The organism is Coprococcus sp. AF21-14LB (assembly GCF_003458885.1).
Lineage (GTDB): Bacteria > Bacillota > Clostridia > Lachnospirales > Lachnospiraceae > UBA9414.
The window spans coordinates 1-18990 of sequence record NZ_QRVX01000006.1; the positions used below are offsets into that span (position 1 = coordinate 1).

Sequence of the window (18990 nt, forward strand, 5' to 3'; positions counted from 1 at the left end):
AAAATAGCACGTATAAATTCGTAAAATTTGACAAAAAAATAAGCCTTAAATGGCTTAAATAAAGGATTCCTAAGGAAAGTTATAAAAATGATGTGTCAAACTCCCGTGCCTTTTTTACTTCTCTATAATTATCTTCCATTTCCACCTCCTGCCCAACCGGGCAAGTCCCTGGCAAACAGAATTTAACAATTGTTGCAACAACAATTTTGTGATATACTCAAGTTGTTAAGGTGATATATCAGTTATTCTGATGATCAGGGAACTTGCTCAGATTATTTCTGGGCTTTTTCTTTTTTCCTTTTTTCATAGTTTCTTTCTTCTGCAAATGCATTTAATATCTCCAACATTGTTCGAATAGGTGTAAACAACTCTTCATCGGCATCCTCTAATGTAGTTAACCTTTTTAGTTCCTCTTCAATCCCTCGAAGCTGTTTTCTAAACTGTACTAACATCAACGGATTTCCTACTGCTGTGACTTTTTGATGTAAAACGCTTTCAATGATATATTCTTGTCTCGTCTGGTATCCACAAAGTTTTACTCTTAAATCTAGCTCTTCATTTTCTTCTGGAGACATTCGAAACGCTATGGTTACATTACGCCACCGATTCTTGTTATCCCTATTTTTTTCACTCATCCAGATATTCCTCTCTTTCCTGATTTAGATTTTCCGCCATCTCTGTTTGGATTGTCGGGAACAAATGTGCATATCGATATGTGATTTCCACACTTTCATGCCCTACCCTTTCTCCAATTGCCACCGCAGAATATCCCATATTGATCAACAATGACACGTGAGAATGTCGTAAATCATGGATTCGTATTCGCTTCACTCCTGACAACTTCACACCACGATCCATTTCATGATGAAGATAGCTTTTTGAAATTTGAAATATCCTGTCATTTTCATTCAAACCATACAACATTCCTATATACGATTCTAATTCTTCGCTTAAAAATTCCGGCATGGTGATCATACGATTACTCTTCACAGTCTTTGGATCTGTAATAATATCCTTCCCCTCTAATCTTTGATAAGATTTATTGATCCGGATAGTACACGCCTGAAAATCGAAATCTGCCGGTGTCAGTGCTAACAACTCTCCCATACGCACTCCACACCAATATAGAATTTCAAATGCATAAAAGGAGATTGGCTTATCCGCCACCGCTTCAATGAACTTCATATACTCTTCTTTTGTCCAGAAAAGCATCTCTTTTGTTCTTTCTTTTCCCATAGATCCTGCCTTGCGTGCAGCATTGCTTTTCAAATCATAGAAATTAACTGCATGATTCAAAATTGCACTCAGCTGAGATGAGATTTGTCAAGGATATTTTCATCCAAACTGCGGTGGTTACACCGTTCGAGCGGCCACGAGGAACCCCCATTTTTTATATGATACCTGCAGGTAAATAAAGCCAAAAGGGAGTGTCCGTATTCCGATGTGATTCCGGTATCATATGAAGCAGCACTTTGTACCTGCTCCATATACTCTGCAAAACCATGCCTTCGGTGTCCTGTGGATAGGCCGCTGAATAAAAGGCGGCTAAAGTAAGAAAAGACCTGCAAACAATTCAGTCTACAGGCCCCTCTTAATTCCCAACTTCCCCTAAATGGTTATCTTACAATAACAAAAATTTTGCAATTTTTGTTATACCATATCTGCCATTATATTAAATATCTTTTTAATAAGCGAGTCAATTCTATAACATCGATCGGCTTTGCTATATGGGCATTCATACCGCACTCCAGGCAATGCTGTATGTCATCAGAAAAAGCATCTGCACTCATAGCAATGATTGGGATAGATAAAGCATCTGGGTGATTTATTCCTCGAATTGCCTTTGTAGCCTCATACCCTGTCATATGCGGCATCCGTATATCCATAAGAATGGCATCGTAATGTCCCGCTGATGATTTTTGGAACTTATCCAGACATATCTGGCCATCCTCTGCCCAATCCAACTCTACACCCAGGTCAGACAACAATTCACTTGCGATCTCCCAATTAAGCTCATTGTCCTCAGCAAGCAGGATACGGCGTCCAGATAGATCGATATTGGAGTTCAATGTCTGGTCATTTTCTGTTTGAGTGTCCATATACTGACGCAAAGCATGATACAGCGTGGATTTAAAAAGGGGCTTGGAAATAAAACCATTAATACCTGCTTCACGAGCCTCCTCTTCAAATTCACTGCAGTCATATGCAGAAATCAGCAAAATCGGCATTTCATCTCCCAAATTACGCCGGATTTCTTTTGCAACTTGAATCCCATTCATACCAGGTAGTTTCCAATCCAATAAAATAATTTGATAATCATCTCCCTTTTTGTGATGTTGGATAACCAGTTCTATCGCCTTTTCTCCGCTCAATACCCAGTCGGCATTGATGCCGATGGTTTTCAGCGTGTTTATCGCTGTCCTGCAGAGTAATTCATCATCATCAACTACCAACATACTCCAGGAAGGAAGAACCATGTCCATTTCCAATACAACCGCTTTTTCAAAATCAAATGTAAGAGAGACCTCGGTACCTTTATCAAGTTCACTTTTTATATTAATGGATCCTTCCATTGCGTCCACAATATACTTTGTAATCGCCATTCCCAAACCAGTGCCTTGCGTTTTACTAACCCTGACTCCATCAGCACGGCTATAGGATTCATATATTCTTTTCAGAAAATCTGGCGACATACCAATTCCATTATCCTTGACCTTGATATGCGTTCGGATATAGTTTTCTCCTTTCGGAGATTTTTCTTCAGAGAGGGATAGTTGTATCGAGCCCCCCTCCGGTGTATACTTCGTTGCATTCGATAAAAGATTTAGCAAAACCTGATTCAAGCGTACACTGTCACACCATATATTTTCTGTTAAGATATTTTCGACATGTATGTCAAAGGTTTGCCTTTTTGCCTTAACTTGTGGCTGCATAATATTAACAACTCCTTCAACAACTTCCTTTAATGAAATTTGTTCTGTTGTTAAAGTTAATTTCCCACTTTCAATTTTAGACATATCCAAAATATCGTTGATCAGCCTAATAGATGTTTACTTGATAATGTAATTTTTCTAAGGCAGTTCTGTACCTGTTTCTGGTCATCTATGTGGGCTGTGGCAATCGCGGTCATGCCGACAATTGCATTCATGGGTGTACGGATATCATGGCTCATATTTGCCAAAAATTCGCTCTTTGCTTTACTTGATTCAACCGCTTTTCGGCGGGCGTCCTCTAACTCAAGCACCTGGGAACGGGTTATGGAAAAATACCGGCTAAAGATCAATGTCAGTATAGCCAATATAGAAGCACAGGATAATAATGTCAGAATCATACGCTGATTATTCAGACGATTTATGATATCATTCAAAGCACTATAGGGCATTACTGCCACCAGATACCATTCCGAATAAGGTAATGATGTTCCACAAATCTGCCGTGTCTCACCATCTACTTCAAGTGTTCCGGAATACTCTTTATGATTCTTTAACGCACTGCCAAACTCTTCAATCAACGTTCCTTCTAAAGAGTTCCTGATTCAGACTGAAGCTGTTCCTGTAACTGTTCAAAAAATCCTGCCAGCTCCATGTTTCTATTTTGTATGACAAAACTGCCGTCCGACCGGATAATATGATAATACATCAGCTGGTTTTTATCCTGCAGCGTCAGAAAATCCGTAATATACTCCAGTGGTACGGCAGCTACCAGACCGGTGCACTTACTTCCATTCCGCATAGGATAGGACGCATCAGTACCAAACAATACCACTTCTTTCCCAGTCGAATCAGCCCCCACGGCAACTCTTTGTTCCCCCTGTACCAACGCTTCCACAAAAGGACCTGGATTGCTGGGCTGTATAGATGCTCCATAAAGAGTTTCAAAAACCCCCTCCTCGGAACAAAGCGCTAAATAGTCAAACCCTCTGACCTTCGCCCTGTAAATCAGCTCCTCATACAGCTGCTCTCTGTTCGTGTTATCTGTTGGAACAACAGAAATAATACCTTTGACCTGAGCAAATCGCAGTCCGATTACCGTATCAAAGTGTCTGGACATTTGCCGGTTCATTCCTGACATATAGATTTCTCCAATCTCAGAAATCGCCTTTTCACTCTTTCGGCTCATATAAATTCCCAACACACTGAAAACAACAATACTAAAAAGCAAAACTCCTATGAAGCTGAAGATTAAGAATTGCATTGCGGGATCCCGTTTTTTCCTGCTCTTCATTGACGTTATTCCTCCTTAGAGTTCTTGTATTCTTCAACAGAATGAATAATTTGATGATAATCCTCTGATAATTGTGGCATCATCTCGATTGCTTTATCATAATCATTCTCTTTCAACGCATTTGTCACCAGACTGCTGCTTTCGTACAGTCTGCTAAACGACAGATTCTGGCAAATTCCTTTGAGTGTATGAACAGCCCGGAGCGCCTCCTCATACTCTTTGTTTTCCATAGAAGTCTCAAACTGAAAAAAACTTTTATCATCCAAAAATTTGTATACGAATTTCTGCACAGTCTGTTCCCGTCTCAATCTGCCCAGCACCTCATCATAGTCACCGCCAAAACTTATGTAACATTCTTTTAAATTCATAATTCTTTCTCCTCCTCTTTACACGCTCTCTGCTTTCTTATCCAGGAAACAGATGTTCACCTGATTTTTTGTAAGCTTCGATTGATACATCAAACGGTCTGCAATTTTAAAGAGTTCCTTTGCTCTTTTTGTTCCGTATGCCCCGCCTACGCTTATAGACATATGAATTTTCGGATACTCATTCACACTGAGAGTCTCAACTAAATATCTCATTCTTTCCAATTTTGTCTCAAACACATCTTCCGGTATCTGATAAAAGATAACAGCAAATTCATCGCCACCATAACGGATAACAGCATCTGTTTTTCGTACACAGGATAAAATCGTCTGGGCAATGCTGTGAAGCACGATATCCCCTGCATCGTGCCCATAGTTATCATTAATATGTTTAAAGTTATCTACATCTATCATAACAGCCGCCTGGGTATCTTCAGCATTCTGAATATAGTCATTATAATAGCGGCGGTTGTAAACACCTGTTAACGAATCCGTATATAACAGCTTCCAAGTCTTCTGCTGCTGAGACTGAAAGTTATACTTTTTGCCGGAAAATATTCTGCCATAGTCTATTCCCCCACCTGTTCTCTGCATCATATTCTGTCCCAACACGTTCTTTGTCAGTTCCTGTTTCAGAACCGTCGTGATTTCCTGCAGGCACTGTAACAGGAGCGGATTGAAAGAACCACATTGTCCGTCTAAAATCATGTTCAAAGCGTCTTCATGTGAATAGCTTTCTTATAACATCGCTCACTGGTCAATGCATCATACACATCCGCAAGTGAAACCACCTGAGCCGCAATCGGAATATCATCTCCTTTTAATCCATCCGGATACCCCTTACCGTCGTATCGTTCATGATGCCACCGGCAGATTTCAAATGCCATCCTGACAAGGGGAACCGATTGCTGATCCGCCGGCAAGCTTAATAATATGTCAGCGCCGATTGCCGCATGGGTTTTTATGATCTCGAATTCCTCATCGGTAAGACGTCCGGGTTTATTCAAAACCTCTTCCGATATCGCAATCTTTCCGATATCATGCAGTGAAGAAGCCATGCTTATCAAAGTAATATCTGATTGGGACAACGGATACTGATCCGTATGCAAAATCAATTGCTTCAGCAAAAGCTCCGTGATCTGATTCACATGCAATACATGGGCTCCGCTTTCCCCATTACGAAACTCTACAATATGAGATAAGATTGCAATCATCAGTCTATTATTATTCTCATTCTCATAAAATTGCTCTATGACCATCTGTTCAAGATGTTTTTGACGCACATATAAACACATGGTATTGGCAATTCTGCGCTGGACAATCGCGGCGTCAAATGGGCGGCTGATATAATCAAACGCCCCCAGGTCATAGGCACGTTTGATATTCACCGGAGAATCATCGGCAGAAATCATAATCACTGCAAATGATTCATTCCAATGATTTTGATAGATATGACTGAGCACTCCAAATCCATCCATCTCGGGCATCATAATATCCAAAAGCACAAGAGATATCGCTTCTCTTTGCTCTGCAAGAATTTCGATTGCTTTTACCCCATTCTCAGCCTCTATCAGATCATATTGATCTTCCAGAATATCTACCAGAAGATCACGATTCATCTCTGAATCATCAACGATTAAAATTGTTTGTTTTCCCATCACACCTAATCTCCTTCAAAAGCGTTCTATTCAACTTATATTCTATCCGCACCGCTTACCGTTTCAGCACATCAAAAAGCTATCGAACTTCTCCATTCGTCGGCGCAGCAACAAAGACATAGTTTTCAGCAGATTGATATGATACAGTGTCTCGCACTCATAAGGCAGCTTCTTTATGAGAACCACCGCCTCTGGAACATCCTGGCAGACAATGGGCATTACTATGGCGGGTTCGCCACTCCCAAACTCTCCTTGATAGAGTTCCCCTCGCATTACCGCATCACAGATCTTTGGAGAATCGGAAAGATTCCACGACTTTCCGTCCATTACGGAACTTTCTGAAAGTGCTCCCACCAACCGGAGCCAAGGACTTCCTGCCTGCCCATGGTAGACAGCCACCGTATCCGTACGGACCAGCTCGGAGATAACCTGCATAGCCTCCAAGAGGATACGATCCGGCTCTTGAACCATCAGGCGGCTGATCAGGCCATACAGCTTTGGAAAGCCGGACTTGGATGTCAGAAGTCGCTGCTCATACTCGTTTTTGATAAGTACGTTTTCCTCGTTAATGTCCTTTAAATCCTCATACTCCTCCTTTAGCATCTCCAAATCCTGGCGGACACTCCGGGCATCTTCCCTGAGCATATTGGCGGTATAGCTGACCATAAGCCCTACAAATACAAATTCCATAACCGCCAGCCAGCACAGCCGCAAAGGGAACTCAAGGCAAAAAACACAGCAAAAATCAGAAGATTTTCCACAAGCTGACGGATTCCCACCGGAACAATCCTCTTTTTCTTCTTCCGGCGCTCCACCGGTGCTCTCTCATATGTAATCTCCCTCTCCTGTAGCTGTTCCTCCAGATTTCGAAAATCGCTCCATCCCAGTTCCTGCCTGATCCGGCCGCTGTCCGCCAGGGTAACGCAGCCGGAGTCCTCCCACTGGATATCCTGCTCCGAAAGTTTCTCATGTTGGCAGACCATCTGGTACAGGCACTTTTGGGAAAACCTCAGCACTTCCGCAGACATTGTAAACATACTGATTTCCGGCATCCAGCACCCGCTTAACTGCATCCACGAAGTCGGAAACATGAAGCGGCTGGAACACATTGTTCGACATATGGACATCCGGATGGGCGGCGTTGAAAAAGTTCCGGCTCAAGATATCGCTTTCACCCTCTTTGGGCCGGTTGGTATAGAGCTGCGATGCCCGAAGGATTACCGCATCCATACCGTGCTGTTTCCGGTAAATGTCCAGAAGCTGTTCCTCACGGATAAATCGGACTCCTCGTTCGCTGACGGCAGCACGCTCCGCGAATTCATCGGCTCTTCCACTGGTCTTCCCATACACCTCTATGGATGACAGCAAAATGAATTTCACATGCGGAAATGCGGCAGCCGCCCGCAATGACTGAGCCAGCAGGGTCACATCTGCATCCGACTCCTCCTCATGGGTGCTGCTTATGTAGTATTTACCGGCAAATATCACACAATCCGGCGAAATGGAGCACAGGAGTTTTCCAAAGCTTTCCCCTTGCGAGGAATTCGGTAAAAGTGGTGCAGAGAGCCTTTCTTTGGTTTTTGTGAAAGTTCTTTGTCTGATAGGAGGTAGACATCATTCCCCTCCTGTCACATTCGCTCAACTAGAGTCTCAGCCAGCCCGCCATTTGTTCCAATATAGACAATTTTCATAATTATGCTTTCCTCCCAATATTATATATGGATGCAAAAAAAATTTCAACATCTCCAGCCACCTTTTCGTTTTGCCGTGGGGCGGCTATGGTCAGTTTACGACTACGGCAACCCACGCCAATTGGTGAGCGATGTTATTACTGTTTATTTTCTTAATTCCTACCACATTTCACTCAGATATTGTCAAAAGGTGTACCTTTTAATAGCCAACTAACCATTATCATTATATAGGTAATCTCTTGAAATCACAAGCAAATAGCAGGATTTTCCGACATGTTTTTCATCCCGACAGCTTTAGTGACATCTCGATCCAATATTATCAAAAGGTACACCTTTTGATAGCCATATTACTGTTATCGCTTCAGTTTTTCGCCTTTGAGAAGCCTGTGTTCCCGCAATTTGCGGTAAAACGTGGCTTCGCTCATATTGCATTGATTAAGGACTTCTTCAAAAGGGAGTCTTTTTTGTTCCCAGGCGTGGACGATTTTTCCAAAATCATCCGGGACTTTCTTTTCAGGTCTGCCGAATTTCACCCCTCTTGCTTTCGCTGCGGCGATTCCCTCAGCCTGCCGTTTCTTAATGTTTTCACGCTCGCTCTGTGCTACAAAAGATAGGATTTGCAGCACAGGATCAGCGATAAAAGTTCCCATTAGGTCTTTACCTTTTCGAGTATCTAAAAGCGGCATATCCAACACACAAATATCAATGCCGATTTCTTTCGTGAGAATACGCCATTGTTTCTGAATTTCCTCATAATTACGTCCCAGTCGGTCAATGCTTAAAATATACAGCAAATCCCCGGCTTTTAACTTTTTACCAGCTTCTTATAATTAGGGCGGTCAAAATCCTTGCCAGACCGCTTGTCCATGAAAATATTTTTCGCAGGCACCTCTGTCTCCCGCAGGGCAATCATCTGCCGTTCTTCATTCTGGTCAGTGCTGGATACCCTTACATATCCGTATATATTCATATTTTTGTTTCCTCCATTTTTCAAAAATAATCTCTCGGAATCTTCAGCCCAGTAAAATCAAGGCTTTCAGATTCCATTTTTATTAAAATCCCCCACTTTTTTGTCAAAAAAGGCTTGACAAATCGCTCAAAATTTGCGGCGAAGCGATTGAATATATTTTATTTCTTTCGACTGGAGGGCGATTTTTATGTTACCTGTTAATTCTGGCGGACACGCCGCCTATCAAAACTTTGTTATTGAAAATCTCCGTAAATATTATCCGGATCCATGTGCTATTCCCCGTTCTGCCTGGGATATTATTGAACGTTTCTGGGCTCTTGATCTGTCCTATACAGATGAACTTCTCCGCAGTAAGTATTCTGTCTTTGGACCAAAACCGAGAACTCCTTCCTGTATGCAGCGTTCCTATCTGCTGTCCATTGATTTCAAGGTGTATTCCCTGACCGACTGGGCTGCCCAGTTAAAGATTAATCCTCTTTATGCCATCCTTAGTGGCTTTGAGTTTGGTGATACTCCAGGGGTCGGAACTTTCTATGACTTCCTTAACAGGCTTTGGGATTCAGATTCTGATAATCTTTCTCCTCATGTGCATCCTGTCAAAAAGAAAAAGTGAAAAAGCCAAAACAGAAAGGTACCAAGGCAGAATCTATCGAAAAGATCTCTGTTGACCAGTTATTGAAACAGCTGGAGTCTGGGGCTTTTTCCATTGATGACCAGCCATACAGTTCCCTTTTTTAAATCTACAATAAGGAATTCCTAAGCCAGTCTGTTCAACGGGGATTGATTGATACCTCTAATCTTTCCATTGCCGGTGATGGGACACCATTTGTCACTTCTGCACGGGAACGCAAACACCGTGTCTGTAACTGTACCCTTAACGGCATTACAGATTGCGACTGCGACCGTTATTTTTCCCAGCCGGACTGTGATATTGGATGGGATTCTTCCAGAGACTGTTTTTATCATGGATATGACCTTTATATGCTGGTCGCCGCCAACTCTGAAAGTGACCTGCCCATCTTTCCTCTTCTGAATCCTGCTTCCAAACATGATTCCCACGGATTTCTGGAAACGGATTTCTGGAAACGTATTTCAGAATGAAAAGTTTTCTGCCGGATTATCATGTCAGTAAATGGCTTTTGGATTCTGCCCATGATGCAATGGCTTACTATTCCTATTGCCGCAAGAACCATATCCAGCCATTTATTGATCTAAATGAAAAGCGTGGAATCAAAGTAAAATACAAAGATGACTTTACCATTGGTAAAGATGGTATCCCCGTTTGTAAAGCAGGCAGGAAAATGAACCGGGACGGTTCTGAACCATCCAAAGCAAGATTAAAATATCGCTGCCCCCTTGCCAGCAGAAAATATGGCTGTTCCTGTGAAAATCCCTGTTCAGATTCGAAATACGGAAGAACCGTTCATCTTGCTATGAAAGACAATCCAAGACTGATCAACTTTCCACCTCGTAACAGTGAGGAATGGAAAATGGAATATAACGCCAGAACCTCAGCAGAACGTTCCAATAAACGTGAGAAAATAGACTTTAAATTAGAAAGCGGCAGACACCGCTCGACTAAGATGTGGTACTGCCGCCTCTATCACATCATGATGCTCCAACACCTTGATGCATGGGATCTGCCCTTTGACTCCACCCTGAGAAAGTTGATTTTAGAAGTGGCATGACCCTGTGATTATTATACACCAGTTTCAGGCATAGCGATAGTTATGTCTGTTTCTCATGTCTATTTTAATTCTTTTCAGATAATATTTACTTTTCTAAGCTCAATGCCAGCTATGCTGGCTATAATCACTCAGGATTCCGAGAGATTATATAGGAGAAATACAGGGTACTTAGCGGAACTGTTTTTACGGAGAATCCAAGAAATTTTCAAAAATATTTTTGAAGGGAAGTGTCTGCGGTGTTCGACGATCCCGAACGATATGAACATGACGGCTTTTATGAAGAAGATACTGACTATGAAGATGAATATGAAACGGACGATTCCGATTACATAGTCGATGACGAAGAAGATGAAAATGCCCTTTGGGACGATGAGGAAGAAGCCGCTGACGATCTTCCCGAAAAGAAGCGGAGGAAGCGGACGAACCAAGTTGTTCTTGCTGACAATGATACGGATACCGAAGAAACCGAATTATCCGAACAAGCCATGTGGCAGATCGCAAAAGAAGAACAGCTCATCGAAGAACTGGAAGCCGACGCCGAGGAACATCCCTTTGAGGATGGTACTGACGAGGAAGAACCGGAGTGCAAGAAGCTCAAAAGAGAACTGCGGGCAGAAGCCCTTGCACGATTGGAGGATTCCGCCAGAACACAGCGGGATTTTGAAAATGTGATCGCATGGTGGGACAGGCTGGACACTAATCGGGAGCGAAGGGAACGCTATCACGAACTCAGCCGCAGCGGTGATGATGTTCCTCTTGATTACGGGGCATCTGCCAATGAACTCCTTTTCCCGGATATGCTAAACGACGTACTGGAAAAGCAGCTCCGAAAGGGAGATTTTATTGACGCCATTTTCTACTGTCCTTACGACATCCATGAACTGGTAACGGAAGAATACCTATCCAAAATCCTCTGGGAATTGAATGAGGAACACAAGGAGCTGCTCTTTCTCTGCGCTGTCCGGCTGTTTAGCTCAACAAGGATCGCTAAAATACGGAATCAAAGCGATCGGAACATCCGCAAGGTGCGTGGCACGATGCTCAAAAAAATACGAAAAAAGCTGCTTCCTGCACTTTTGGATAAGGCAGAAAAGCAACAGCCAATGACCTTATTGGAGAAAGATTTTTTAGAAGAATCTGGAATGAAGATTGATTCAGGGGAAAAGAAATCGTATAATTGATAATATAAAAATGAGTTATTCAGGTTACAATATGAAGTGAGGAATAGACTGATATGGAAAATATAAAAACCAAAGAAGCAATGAAGGAATTAACACTGATGCTGTTATACCTGTCCCGCTTTACACAGGGAGAGAAGTTTTACGAAGCAACCGATTTTTATCGTGGAAAGGCTATGATTTTGATATACTGAATGAATTGGACGCTGCAGACTATATCCGGCAGGGGAATCATCCGTCCCGTTCCAAATCGATATATATTACAGAAAACGGTATAGAACAGGCAAAAGAGCTTTTATCCAAATATGGTATCAGTGATTGGAAACAGGAGTGAGAAAATGAAGAACCTTTTTGAACGTACCAGTTCTAACTGGGTGCGGTATAGTGAATATGAATGGAGGGCAGCAGAGGACGGAACTCTGTATCTCACGCCCACCAAGACGGCGCAACCGAGTATTTATGATCCACTGGCAGAGTATCAGAAAATTGTATTGGATGCCATCAATATAGGACGCATGGGTATGAGCAAAAAGCCGGATGACGAAATTCAGAAGGCTATCCAGCAATTTGCGGTGAAATATGGCTTGTTTGGACTGATGACTGCGCTGCCTACCACACCAAACTTTATGGAATATGAGGCGGTGTACCTGCCGAAAAATCACTTCATCAAAGAAGAAACTATGTCCACTGAAAAATATCTGGCACTGTTCTTTCCATTTGACAAACTGGATGTGATCAAGCGTGGTATCGAGTCCATGTGGAACATTCAGAATGACCGTGTTATGATGGCATTGGCTTTGACCATGACAGACAAGCCGATGGCTGTCAACATGAGCTTTCAGCGGGAATATGCGGAGCGATATGAATGGATGAAACAGCAGTTCATTGACTGGACGTTTACCTATATCAACAGTTTCCTTTATTATGAGGATTATGATACACTGAACGATGAAACCAGACAGATGATGCAGCAGAGCATGGCGGCATTCGGCGGCATAGCTCCAACTTACCATATCGCCCTGTTAGATAAGCCGACCATCGTTTGGGACTTTCATTCCCTGCTGCTGGGCGTTCAGATGATGTTCAGCTTTATGCTGACCGACAGTGAAAACCCAATTAAGCTTTGCAGGCACTGCACTAAAGCCTTTGTTGCAAGCAGACCAAGTGCTGTATTTTGCAGCCCTCAGTGCAAGAACAAGCATAATGTTTACAAAAGCAGAGCGAGAAACAAAAGTGAAGAATAGGAAGGGAATGGATATGAACGAAGAATTTGGGCTAACTCCTTATGAAACAAGGGAAATCCTGTTTTATAAAACTGATAATGGTGAAGTTCGGGTTGAAATCCTTTTATATCAGGAAAACTTGTGGCTGACGCAGGCAAAGATGGCAGAATTATTTGAAGTGCAAAAGGCGGCTATTTCAAAACATTTGAAAAATATTTTTGCATCCGGTGAATTGCAGGAAGAAGCAGTTGTTTCCAAAATGGAAACAACTGCGGCAGACGGCAAGCGGTACAATACAAGCTATTACAATCTGGATGCCATTATTGCTGTCGGATACCGTGTTAATTCTAAAAAGGCTACGATGTTCCGCATTTGGGCAAATCGAGTATTAAAAGAATTTATTATTAAAGGCTATGTGATGGACGATGCACGACTGCGAGAACCGGAAAACCTCTTTGGTAAGGACTATTTTGAGGAACAGTTGGAGCGTATTCGTGATATTCGCTCCAGCGAGCGCCGTTTTTATCAAAAAATCACGGACATTTACTCCCAGTGCAGTGCTGACTATGATGTGAACAGTCCTGTTACAAAAGAGTTTTTTGCCACAGTACAGAATAGCTTCATTACGCTGTCACTCATCATACGGCGGCTGAGATTGTTTATGGACGAGCCGATAGCACAAAACCAAACATGGGTTTGACAACTTGGAAAAATGCTCCGCAGGGGCGTATTCGCAAGTCGGATGTTTCAATTGCCAAAAACTACTTAAACAAAGAAGAAATGATAAATCTGAATGAGATCGTGACAATGTATTTGGACTATGCCGAAAGACAGGCACGGCGAGGAAACATTATGTATATGCAGGATTGGGCTAATCGTTTGGATGCGTTCCTCCAGTTCAACGAAGAAGATATTTTATATGACAAAGGCAAAGTGACCGCTGCCATCGCAAAGGCGTTTGCAGAAAGTGAATTTGAAAAATTCCGTGTTTTGCAGGACAGAACATATCAGAGTGATTTCGATCGTCTTGTGGCAAATATCAAAGAAAACAGCAAACAAACAAAATAAATCAGGAAACCTCACGCTTCTGATTTTATCGTCAGAAGTGTGGGGCTTTTGTATCAGGTTTACAGATATATACCAACTCGTGCAGAACGATTTTTTCGCACGGTTGCGAGTGGAATTGATGTGGCGCACCCATTCCATTTGTTTAGACGCTTTGAGCGCTTCAGCTACGCTCTCCTGCTTTGCCATAGCAGAAGCTAAGAAAGACCAGAAAAGATTATTTGCATAAGGTTTGTGGTGCAAAGCATGATAGAGATATAAACGCTGCAAAGAATATCCTGGCAGCGGGAGCACGAGATCTGAGAAGCAGATATGATATCGACATGAGGTGAGGAATCCATATGAAAAAGATACTGATTATTGAAGATGACGAAAGTCTTCAGAAGGAACTTTATACATTGCTTGTAAACAGTGGTTATGAGGCGGAAATTGTCACTGTGTTTGAAAAAGTAGTGTCGCAGATAATTAATACGGATGCAGATCTTGTGCTTCTGGATATTAAGATTCCCGGAATGACAGGAGATTTTATCCTGCGGGAAGTGCGTAAAACATCACAGATTCCGGTTATTATGGTAACGAGCAAGAATTCAGATATGGATGAAGTATTATGCATGAGTTATGGGGCAGATGACTATATTACAAAGCCTTATCATCCGGCATTGCTTCTTCTGCATATCGAAGCAGTACTGAAGCGGGCAGGGGAAACGAGCGGACAGATGCAGGCATACCGCGGACTTCAGATCTGTCCGGCAAAAAGCTGCCTTGTGCAAGGGGAGGAAGAGATTCTGCTGTCTAAGAATGAATTCGGGATTTTCAGCTATCTTTTAGAGCATGTGGGAGAGATTGTAACTCGGGAGGAGATTATGAGTTATCTTTGGGATAACGAGAAATTTGTAGATGATAATACATTGACCGTTAATATTACGCGTCTTCGCAGAAAGCTGGAAGAGGCGGGGCTGCATGATGTAATTGAAACAAGAAGAGGACAGGGGTACATTTTATTATGACATGGAATCGATATTGCCGTGGGAAATTTGTTCCTGCATTGATTTTTATTACAGCAGATATTCTGGCCGCTTACTTACTTTTTGGACTGCGTATCAACCGGCAAGTCAGTATCTTACTTCTCGGAGTGATGATTGGGAGTCAGGTATTGGCAGTTTGTTTTGACTATTGGAAAAAGAAACGGTTTTACGACAGTGTTTTTCGAAAACTTGCAAAGCTCGATCAGAAATATCTTCTGCCGGAGCTTCTGGAACATCCGGATTTTGGAGAAGGAGAGGTGCTGACAGAGGTTTTGTATGAGACTGACCGGGCAATGCATGAGTATTTGCGTCAGTACCGGGATGAGATGAAGGAATTACAAGACTACATGGAACTTTGGGTTCATGAAATTAAACTGCCGATCGCAAGCCTTGTTCTAATGCTGCATAATGACAACCTGTTGTCAGGAGAGAAAGTAAGGGCACAAGTAAAGAGAATCGAATGTGCGGTAGAGCAAATCCTGTATTATACACGGGGGCAGAATACGGAGAAAGATTATCTGATTAAGACGTATTCACTGGAACAGATTATTGGAAGAGTCCTGCAGTCAGAAAAGGAAGCGATTCTGGGACAGCAGATTCATCTAAAGCTGGAAGGGTTAAAATGCCGGGTGCAGACGGACAGCAAGTGGATGGAGTTTATTGTGCGGCAAATTTTGAATAATAGTTTAAAGTACTTAAAAGGAGAAGCGGACGAGATCTGTATTACTGGGAGGGAAGAAGAGGACTGTACAATACTTTCTCTATGGGATAATGGAATTGGAATAGAGGAAAGTGAACTTTCTCGTGTGTTTGAGAAATCTTTTACCGGGGAAAATGGGAGACGCGTTCAGTCTTCTACAGGAATGGGATTGTACCTATGTAAAAAACTCTGTGGAAAGCTGGGACATGATATTTTAATCCATTCTGTGAAGAACAGTTATACGGAAGTTGAAATACGATTTTGGAAACATGAGTTCTACCAGGTGTTGGAAGATGACAGAAAGCTTACAAAACTGTAAGGTTCTGTTATAGAAATCGATGGATGGAATCCACCTGTTTCGCTATACTCACAAGTGTAAGAAAAGAACAGGAAAGGAGACGAATACACATGGCAGAAATGTTGCGAGTGGAAGACGTAGAAAAGTATTATGGAAATAAGTCAAATTTAACGAAAGCGATTGATAAAATCTCATTAAGTGTAGATAAGGGGGAATTTGCGGCGATTATGGGACCAAGCGGGTCCGGAAAAACAACACTGTTAAATATGATTGCAACGATTGATAAGGTAACAGCAGGACATATTTATCTTAGCGGAACAGATATTACAAAGATTCGCGGAGAGGCGATGAACCGGTTCCGAAGGGAGATGCTGGGATTCATTTTTCAGGATTTTAATTTACTGGATACGCTTACTGTTTATGAAAATATCGCGTTGGCGCTGCAGATCCAGAAGGTGAAACCGGAAGAAATTGACCGAAGAGTAGTAGAAGCTGCACACCTTATGAATCTGGAACAGATTTTGAACAAATATCCGTATCAGATTTCCGGTGGAGAGAAGCAGAGGACTGCATCTGCCCGTGCAGTGATCACGCGTCCGAAATTGATTCTGGCCGATGAACCTACCGGCGCTCTTGATTCTAAAAATGCGAAAAATCTGATGGAGCATCTGTTAGAGTTGAACAAAAAGCGCGAAGCGACAATTCTCATGGTAACACATGACGCGTTTACTGCGAGTTATGCAGACCGGGTGATCTTTATTAAGGATGGACGGCTGTACAGTGAAATCCGCAAAGGAGAGAAAGGGCGAAAAGCCTTTTTTGATAAGATCATCGATATGATGAGTCTATTGGGAGGCGATTTTAATGATGTTATTTAGCCTTTCCATAAAAAATATGAAAAAGAGCATAAAAGATTACGGAATTTATTTTTTTACACTTGTAATTGGCGTTGCGATCTTTTATGTGTTTAATTCGCTGGAGACGCAGACCGTAATGGAACAGCTGAGTGAATCTACTAAATCTATTATTATATTAATGACGCGGACACTGGAAATTGTAAGTGTATTTGTGGCAGCAGTGATTGGATTCCTTATGGTATATGCAAATCGATTTTTGATCCGCAGACGAAAGAAAGAATTTGGTGTATATCTGCTCCTCGGTATGGGGAAGGGCGCAGTGTCCAGAATCTTATTTTTTGAAACGGTATTTATTGGAGTCATATCACTGGCAGTAGGTCTTTGCATTGGGGTGTTCGGGGCTCAGCTTGCGTCCATTGCAGTGGCAAACATGTTCCAAGTGGATATGAGTCGTTTTACCTTTACATTTTCTCCGGATGCTTTTGGGAAAACAATTTTATACTTTAGCATCATGTATGTGATTGTTATGATATTCAATACCGTATCTGTACGAAGAAGCAGACCGATTGAACTGCTGCAGTCGGGCAGGAAAAATGAAGAGCTGAAAATGAAAAATACAACCATCTGTACGATTGTATTTCTGATAGCGGTACTTGTTCTCGGACACGCATACTGGCAAGTAACCGGAGGTGTGGAAGAAATGCAGTATGCAGATGCGTTCATAACTCCAATCTTGGAAGGAATTGTGGCCACATTTCTTATCTTCTGGTCTCTTTCCGGACTGCTGCTGAAATTTGTTATGAATGCAAAACGAATTTATTTTCGGGCGCTTCATTCTTTTACACTGCGTCAGCTTCACAGTAAGATACATACAATGGTATTCTCGATGACGGTAACCTGTCTTATGCTGTTTTTGACAATCTGCGTGCTGTCAGCAGGATTAGCGCTGAATGAGACGGTAAAACGGGAAGTGGAAGAGAATGTTCCGAAAGATGTTCAGATTACAGCGCCGGGAGCGGATGTGGAGACAAAAATCCAGAAAGCAGGAGCAGATCTGACGCTCCTGAAAGAGCCAACAACCGTCCGGATTTATGAAAATGGGTTGACAATGGGAGATACACTCAGCGATTCTGTAAAAAAAGAATTTCCGATGTTGGCATACGAGATGAAAGAAGAATTTGTTCCGCTTAGTGAATATAATCGTCTGGCAGAGCAGACAGGGCAAAAGACATATGAACTGGAAGAAAATCAGTATGTGCTTCTGGCAAGTTTTGAACAGATGGCTGCTGTAAGGAATCGCTCGATTCAGGAAGGGATTCCGGTTACAATTGACGGAAAAGTATATGAGTCAAAGTATGATGTTTGTCAGAATGGATATGTAGGCATGGCTGGAAGTCGGATCAATACAGGGATTTATATTGTTCCGGATGAGGCAGTAAAAAATATGACTTGCGTTTTCAGCGTGCTGACAGCAGATTATAACGTGCCACAGAAAGAAAAGAAGGAAACGGAAAAAGCGTTTTTAGATAAGCTGTATGCAGTAAATGAAGTTGTTGAGAAAAACGCATTGAGTCAGCTGGAAACGACAACGGATGCTGCCTATATTTTTGAGATCAGTACGAAGATTATCCATATGGAGAGCAGTGCAGGACTTGGAACGATTGTGACGTTTATCGGTATTTATTTAGGGATTATCTTTTTGATCTCCAGTGCAGCAGTATTGGCGCTCAAAGAATTATCCGACCATCTGGATAACAAAGTACGGTATGAGATGCTTCGCAAAATAGGAGTCGATGAGAAGATGATTCATCATTCTATGCTGCAGCAGACAGCGATATTTTTCGGACTTCCCCTGCTTCTGGCAATGATTCATTCGGTATTTGGGATTCAGTTTGCGCAATTTCTGTTAGGAACTGTAGGATATGTGAATATGGGTTCTTCCCTGTTTCTGACAGCAGGAGTGATTGTATTGATTTACGGAGGATATTTCCTGATTACTTATATGACAGAGAAGCGAATGCTGCGGGAAGATTAAACAAGGAGTGGAG

16 protein-coding genes and 5 pseudogenes are annotated in these 18990 nt (G+C 42.2%); 12 read left to right on the plus strand and 9 right to left on the minus strand.

Annotation, left to right across the window (positions count from 1 at the left end):
* Positions 1-272 precede the first annotated feature (272 nt).
* The 9 genes and pseudogenes from DWX73_RS02340 to DWX73_RS02380 all read right to left on the minus strand — a co-directional run bounded on the left by DWX73_RS02340 (position 273) and on the right by DWX73_RS02380 (position 8908).
* A complete protein-coding gene (locus tag DWX73_RS02340) occupies positions 273-635 on the minus strand; it encodes a plasmid mobilization protein (RefSeq protein WP_016439643.1) in 363 nt (120 codons plus the stop codon).
* A pseudogene (locus DWX73_RS02345) lies at positions 628-1320 on the minus strand (site-specific integrase); the annotation flags it as partial. The pseudogene DWX73_RS02345 and the gene DWX73_RS02340, both read right to left, overlap by 8 nt.
* Before the next feature lie 347 nt (positions 1321-1667).
* Positions 1668-4224: pseudogene (locus tag DWX73_RS15405) on the minus strand (ATP-binding response regulator).
* A gap of 5 nt (positions 4225-4229) precedes the next feature.
* On the minus strand, positions 4230-4592 hold the full coding sequence (locus tag DWX73_RS02355) for an Hpt domain-containing protein (protein ID WP_118346572.1): 363 nt from the start codon (positions 4590-4592) through the stop codon (positions 4230-4232).
* An 18-nt stretch (positions 4593-4610) separates the two neighbouring features.
* A pseudogene (locus DWX73_RS15410) lies at positions 4611-6247 on the minus strand (diguanylate cyclase).
* A gap of 63 nt (positions 6248-6310) precedes the next feature.
* The gene (locus DWX73_RS02365) at positions 6311-6937 is read right to left on the minus strand and encodes a hypothetical protein (protein WP_118346574.1); all 627 of its coding nucleotides are present in this window, start codon (positions 6935-6937) and stop codon (positions 6311-6313) included.
* Positions 6919-7230: a hypothetical protein gene (locus DWX73_RS02370; protein WP_118346576.1), complete on the minus strand. Its 312-nt coding sequence runs from the start codon at positions 7228-7230 to the stop codon at positions 6919-6921. Before DWX73_RS02370 ends, DWX73_RS02365 begins: the two co-directional genes overlap by 19 nt.
* Positions 7214-7849 carry an NAD-dependent epimerase/dehydratase family protein gene (locus tag DWX73_RS02375; RefSeq protein WP_118346578.1) on the minus strand — a complete coding sequence of 212 codons (636 nt, stop codon included), beginning with the start codon at positions 7847-7849 and terminating at the stop codon, positions 7214-7216. The genes DWX73_RS02370 and DWX73_RS02375 overlap by 17 nt, the downstream gene beginning before the upstream one ends.
* A 442-nt stretch (positions 7850-8291) precedes the next feature.
* A pseudogene (locus tag DWX73_RS02380) lies at positions 8292-8908 on the minus strand (recombinase family protein).
* 187 nt (positions 8909-9095) lie between these two features.
* Here DWX73_RS02380 and DWX73_RS13775 point away from each other — a divergent pair.
* The 12 genes and pseudogenes from DWX73_RS13775 to DWX73_RS02435 all read left to right on the plus strand — a co-directional run bounded on the left by DWX73_RS13775 (position 9096) and on the right by DWX73_RS02435 (position 18977).
* Positions 9096-9521, plus strand: a complete 426-nt coding sequence (locus DWX73_RS13775) for a hypothetical protein (RefSeq protein WP_242996546.1) — start codon at positions 9096-9098, stop codon at positions 9519-9521.
* Between the two features lie 167 nt (positions 9522-9688).
* Positions 9689-10009, plus strand: coding sequence for a hypothetical protein (locus DWX73_RS13780; protein ID WP_242996548.1), 321 nt, complete (start codon positions 9689-9691; stop codon positions 10007-10009).
* Positions 10006-10596, plus strand: coding sequence for a hypothetical protein (locus DWX73_RS13785; protein WP_242996550.1), 591 nt, complete (start codon positions 10006-10008; stop codon positions 10594-10596). Before DWX73_RS13780 ends, DWX73_RS13785 begins: the two co-directional genes overlap by 4 nt.
* 236 nt (positions 10597-10832) lie before the next feature.
* Positions 10833-11777: a hypothetical protein gene (locus DWX73_RS02395; protein ID WP_118346581.1), complete on the plus strand. Its 945-nt coding sequence runs from the start codon at positions 10833-10835 to the stop codon at positions 11775-11777.
* A 53-nt stretch (positions 11778-11830) separates the two neighbouring features.
* Positions 11831-11968, plus strand: a complete 138-nt coding sequence (locus DWX73_RS13790) for a hypothetical protein (protein WP_242996551.1) — start codon at positions 11831-11833, stop codon at positions 11966-11968.
* A gap of 5 nt (positions 11969-11973) precedes the next feature.
* Positions 11974-12108, plus strand: a complete 135-nt coding sequence (locus DWX73_RS15415) for a DUF6429 family protein (protein WP_242996553.1) — start codon at positions 11974-11976, stop codon at positions 12106-12108.
* A 4-nt stretch (positions 12109-12112) separates the two neighbouring features.
* The gene (locus DWX73_RS02405) at positions 12113-13018 is read left to right on the plus strand and encodes a hypothetical protein (RefSeq protein WP_118346583.1); all 906 of its coding nucleotides are present in this window, start codon (positions 12113-12115) and stop codon (positions 13016-13018) included.
* A gap of 7 nt (positions 13019-13025) precedes the next feature.
* Positions 13026-14065: pseudogene (locus DWX73_RS02410) on the plus strand (virulence RhuM family protein).
* A 338-nt stretch (positions 14066-14403) separates the two neighbouring features.
* Positions 14404-15069 carry a response regulator transcription factor gene (locus DWX73_RS02420; protein WP_118346585.1) on the plus strand — a complete coding sequence of 222 codons (666 nt, stop codon included), beginning with the start codon at positions 14404-14406 and terminating at the stop codon, positions 15067-15069.
* Positions 15066-16106 (plus strand): sensor histidine kinase, encoded by a 1041-nt coding sequence (locus DWX73_RS02425; protein ID WP_118346587.1) that lies wholly within the window; start codon positions 15066-15068, stop codon positions 16104-16106. Before DWX73_RS02420 ends, DWX73_RS02425 begins: the two co-directional genes overlap by 4 nt.
* An 89-nt stretch (positions 16107-16195) precedes the next feature.
* A complete protein-coding gene (locus tag DWX73_RS02430) occupies positions 16196-16963 on the plus strand; it encodes an ABC transporter ATP-binding protein (RefSeq protein ID WP_118346589.1) in 768 nt (255 codons plus the stop codon).
* The gene (locus DWX73_RS02435) at positions 16950-18977 is read left to right on the plus strand and encodes an FtsX-like permease family protein (protein ID WP_118346591.1); all 2028 of its coding nucleotides are present in this window, start codon (positions 16950-16952) and stop codon (positions 18975-18977) included. Before DWX73_RS02430 ends, DWX73_RS02435 begins: the two co-directional genes overlap by 14 nt.
* Positions 18978-18990: the final 13 nt, after the last annotated feature.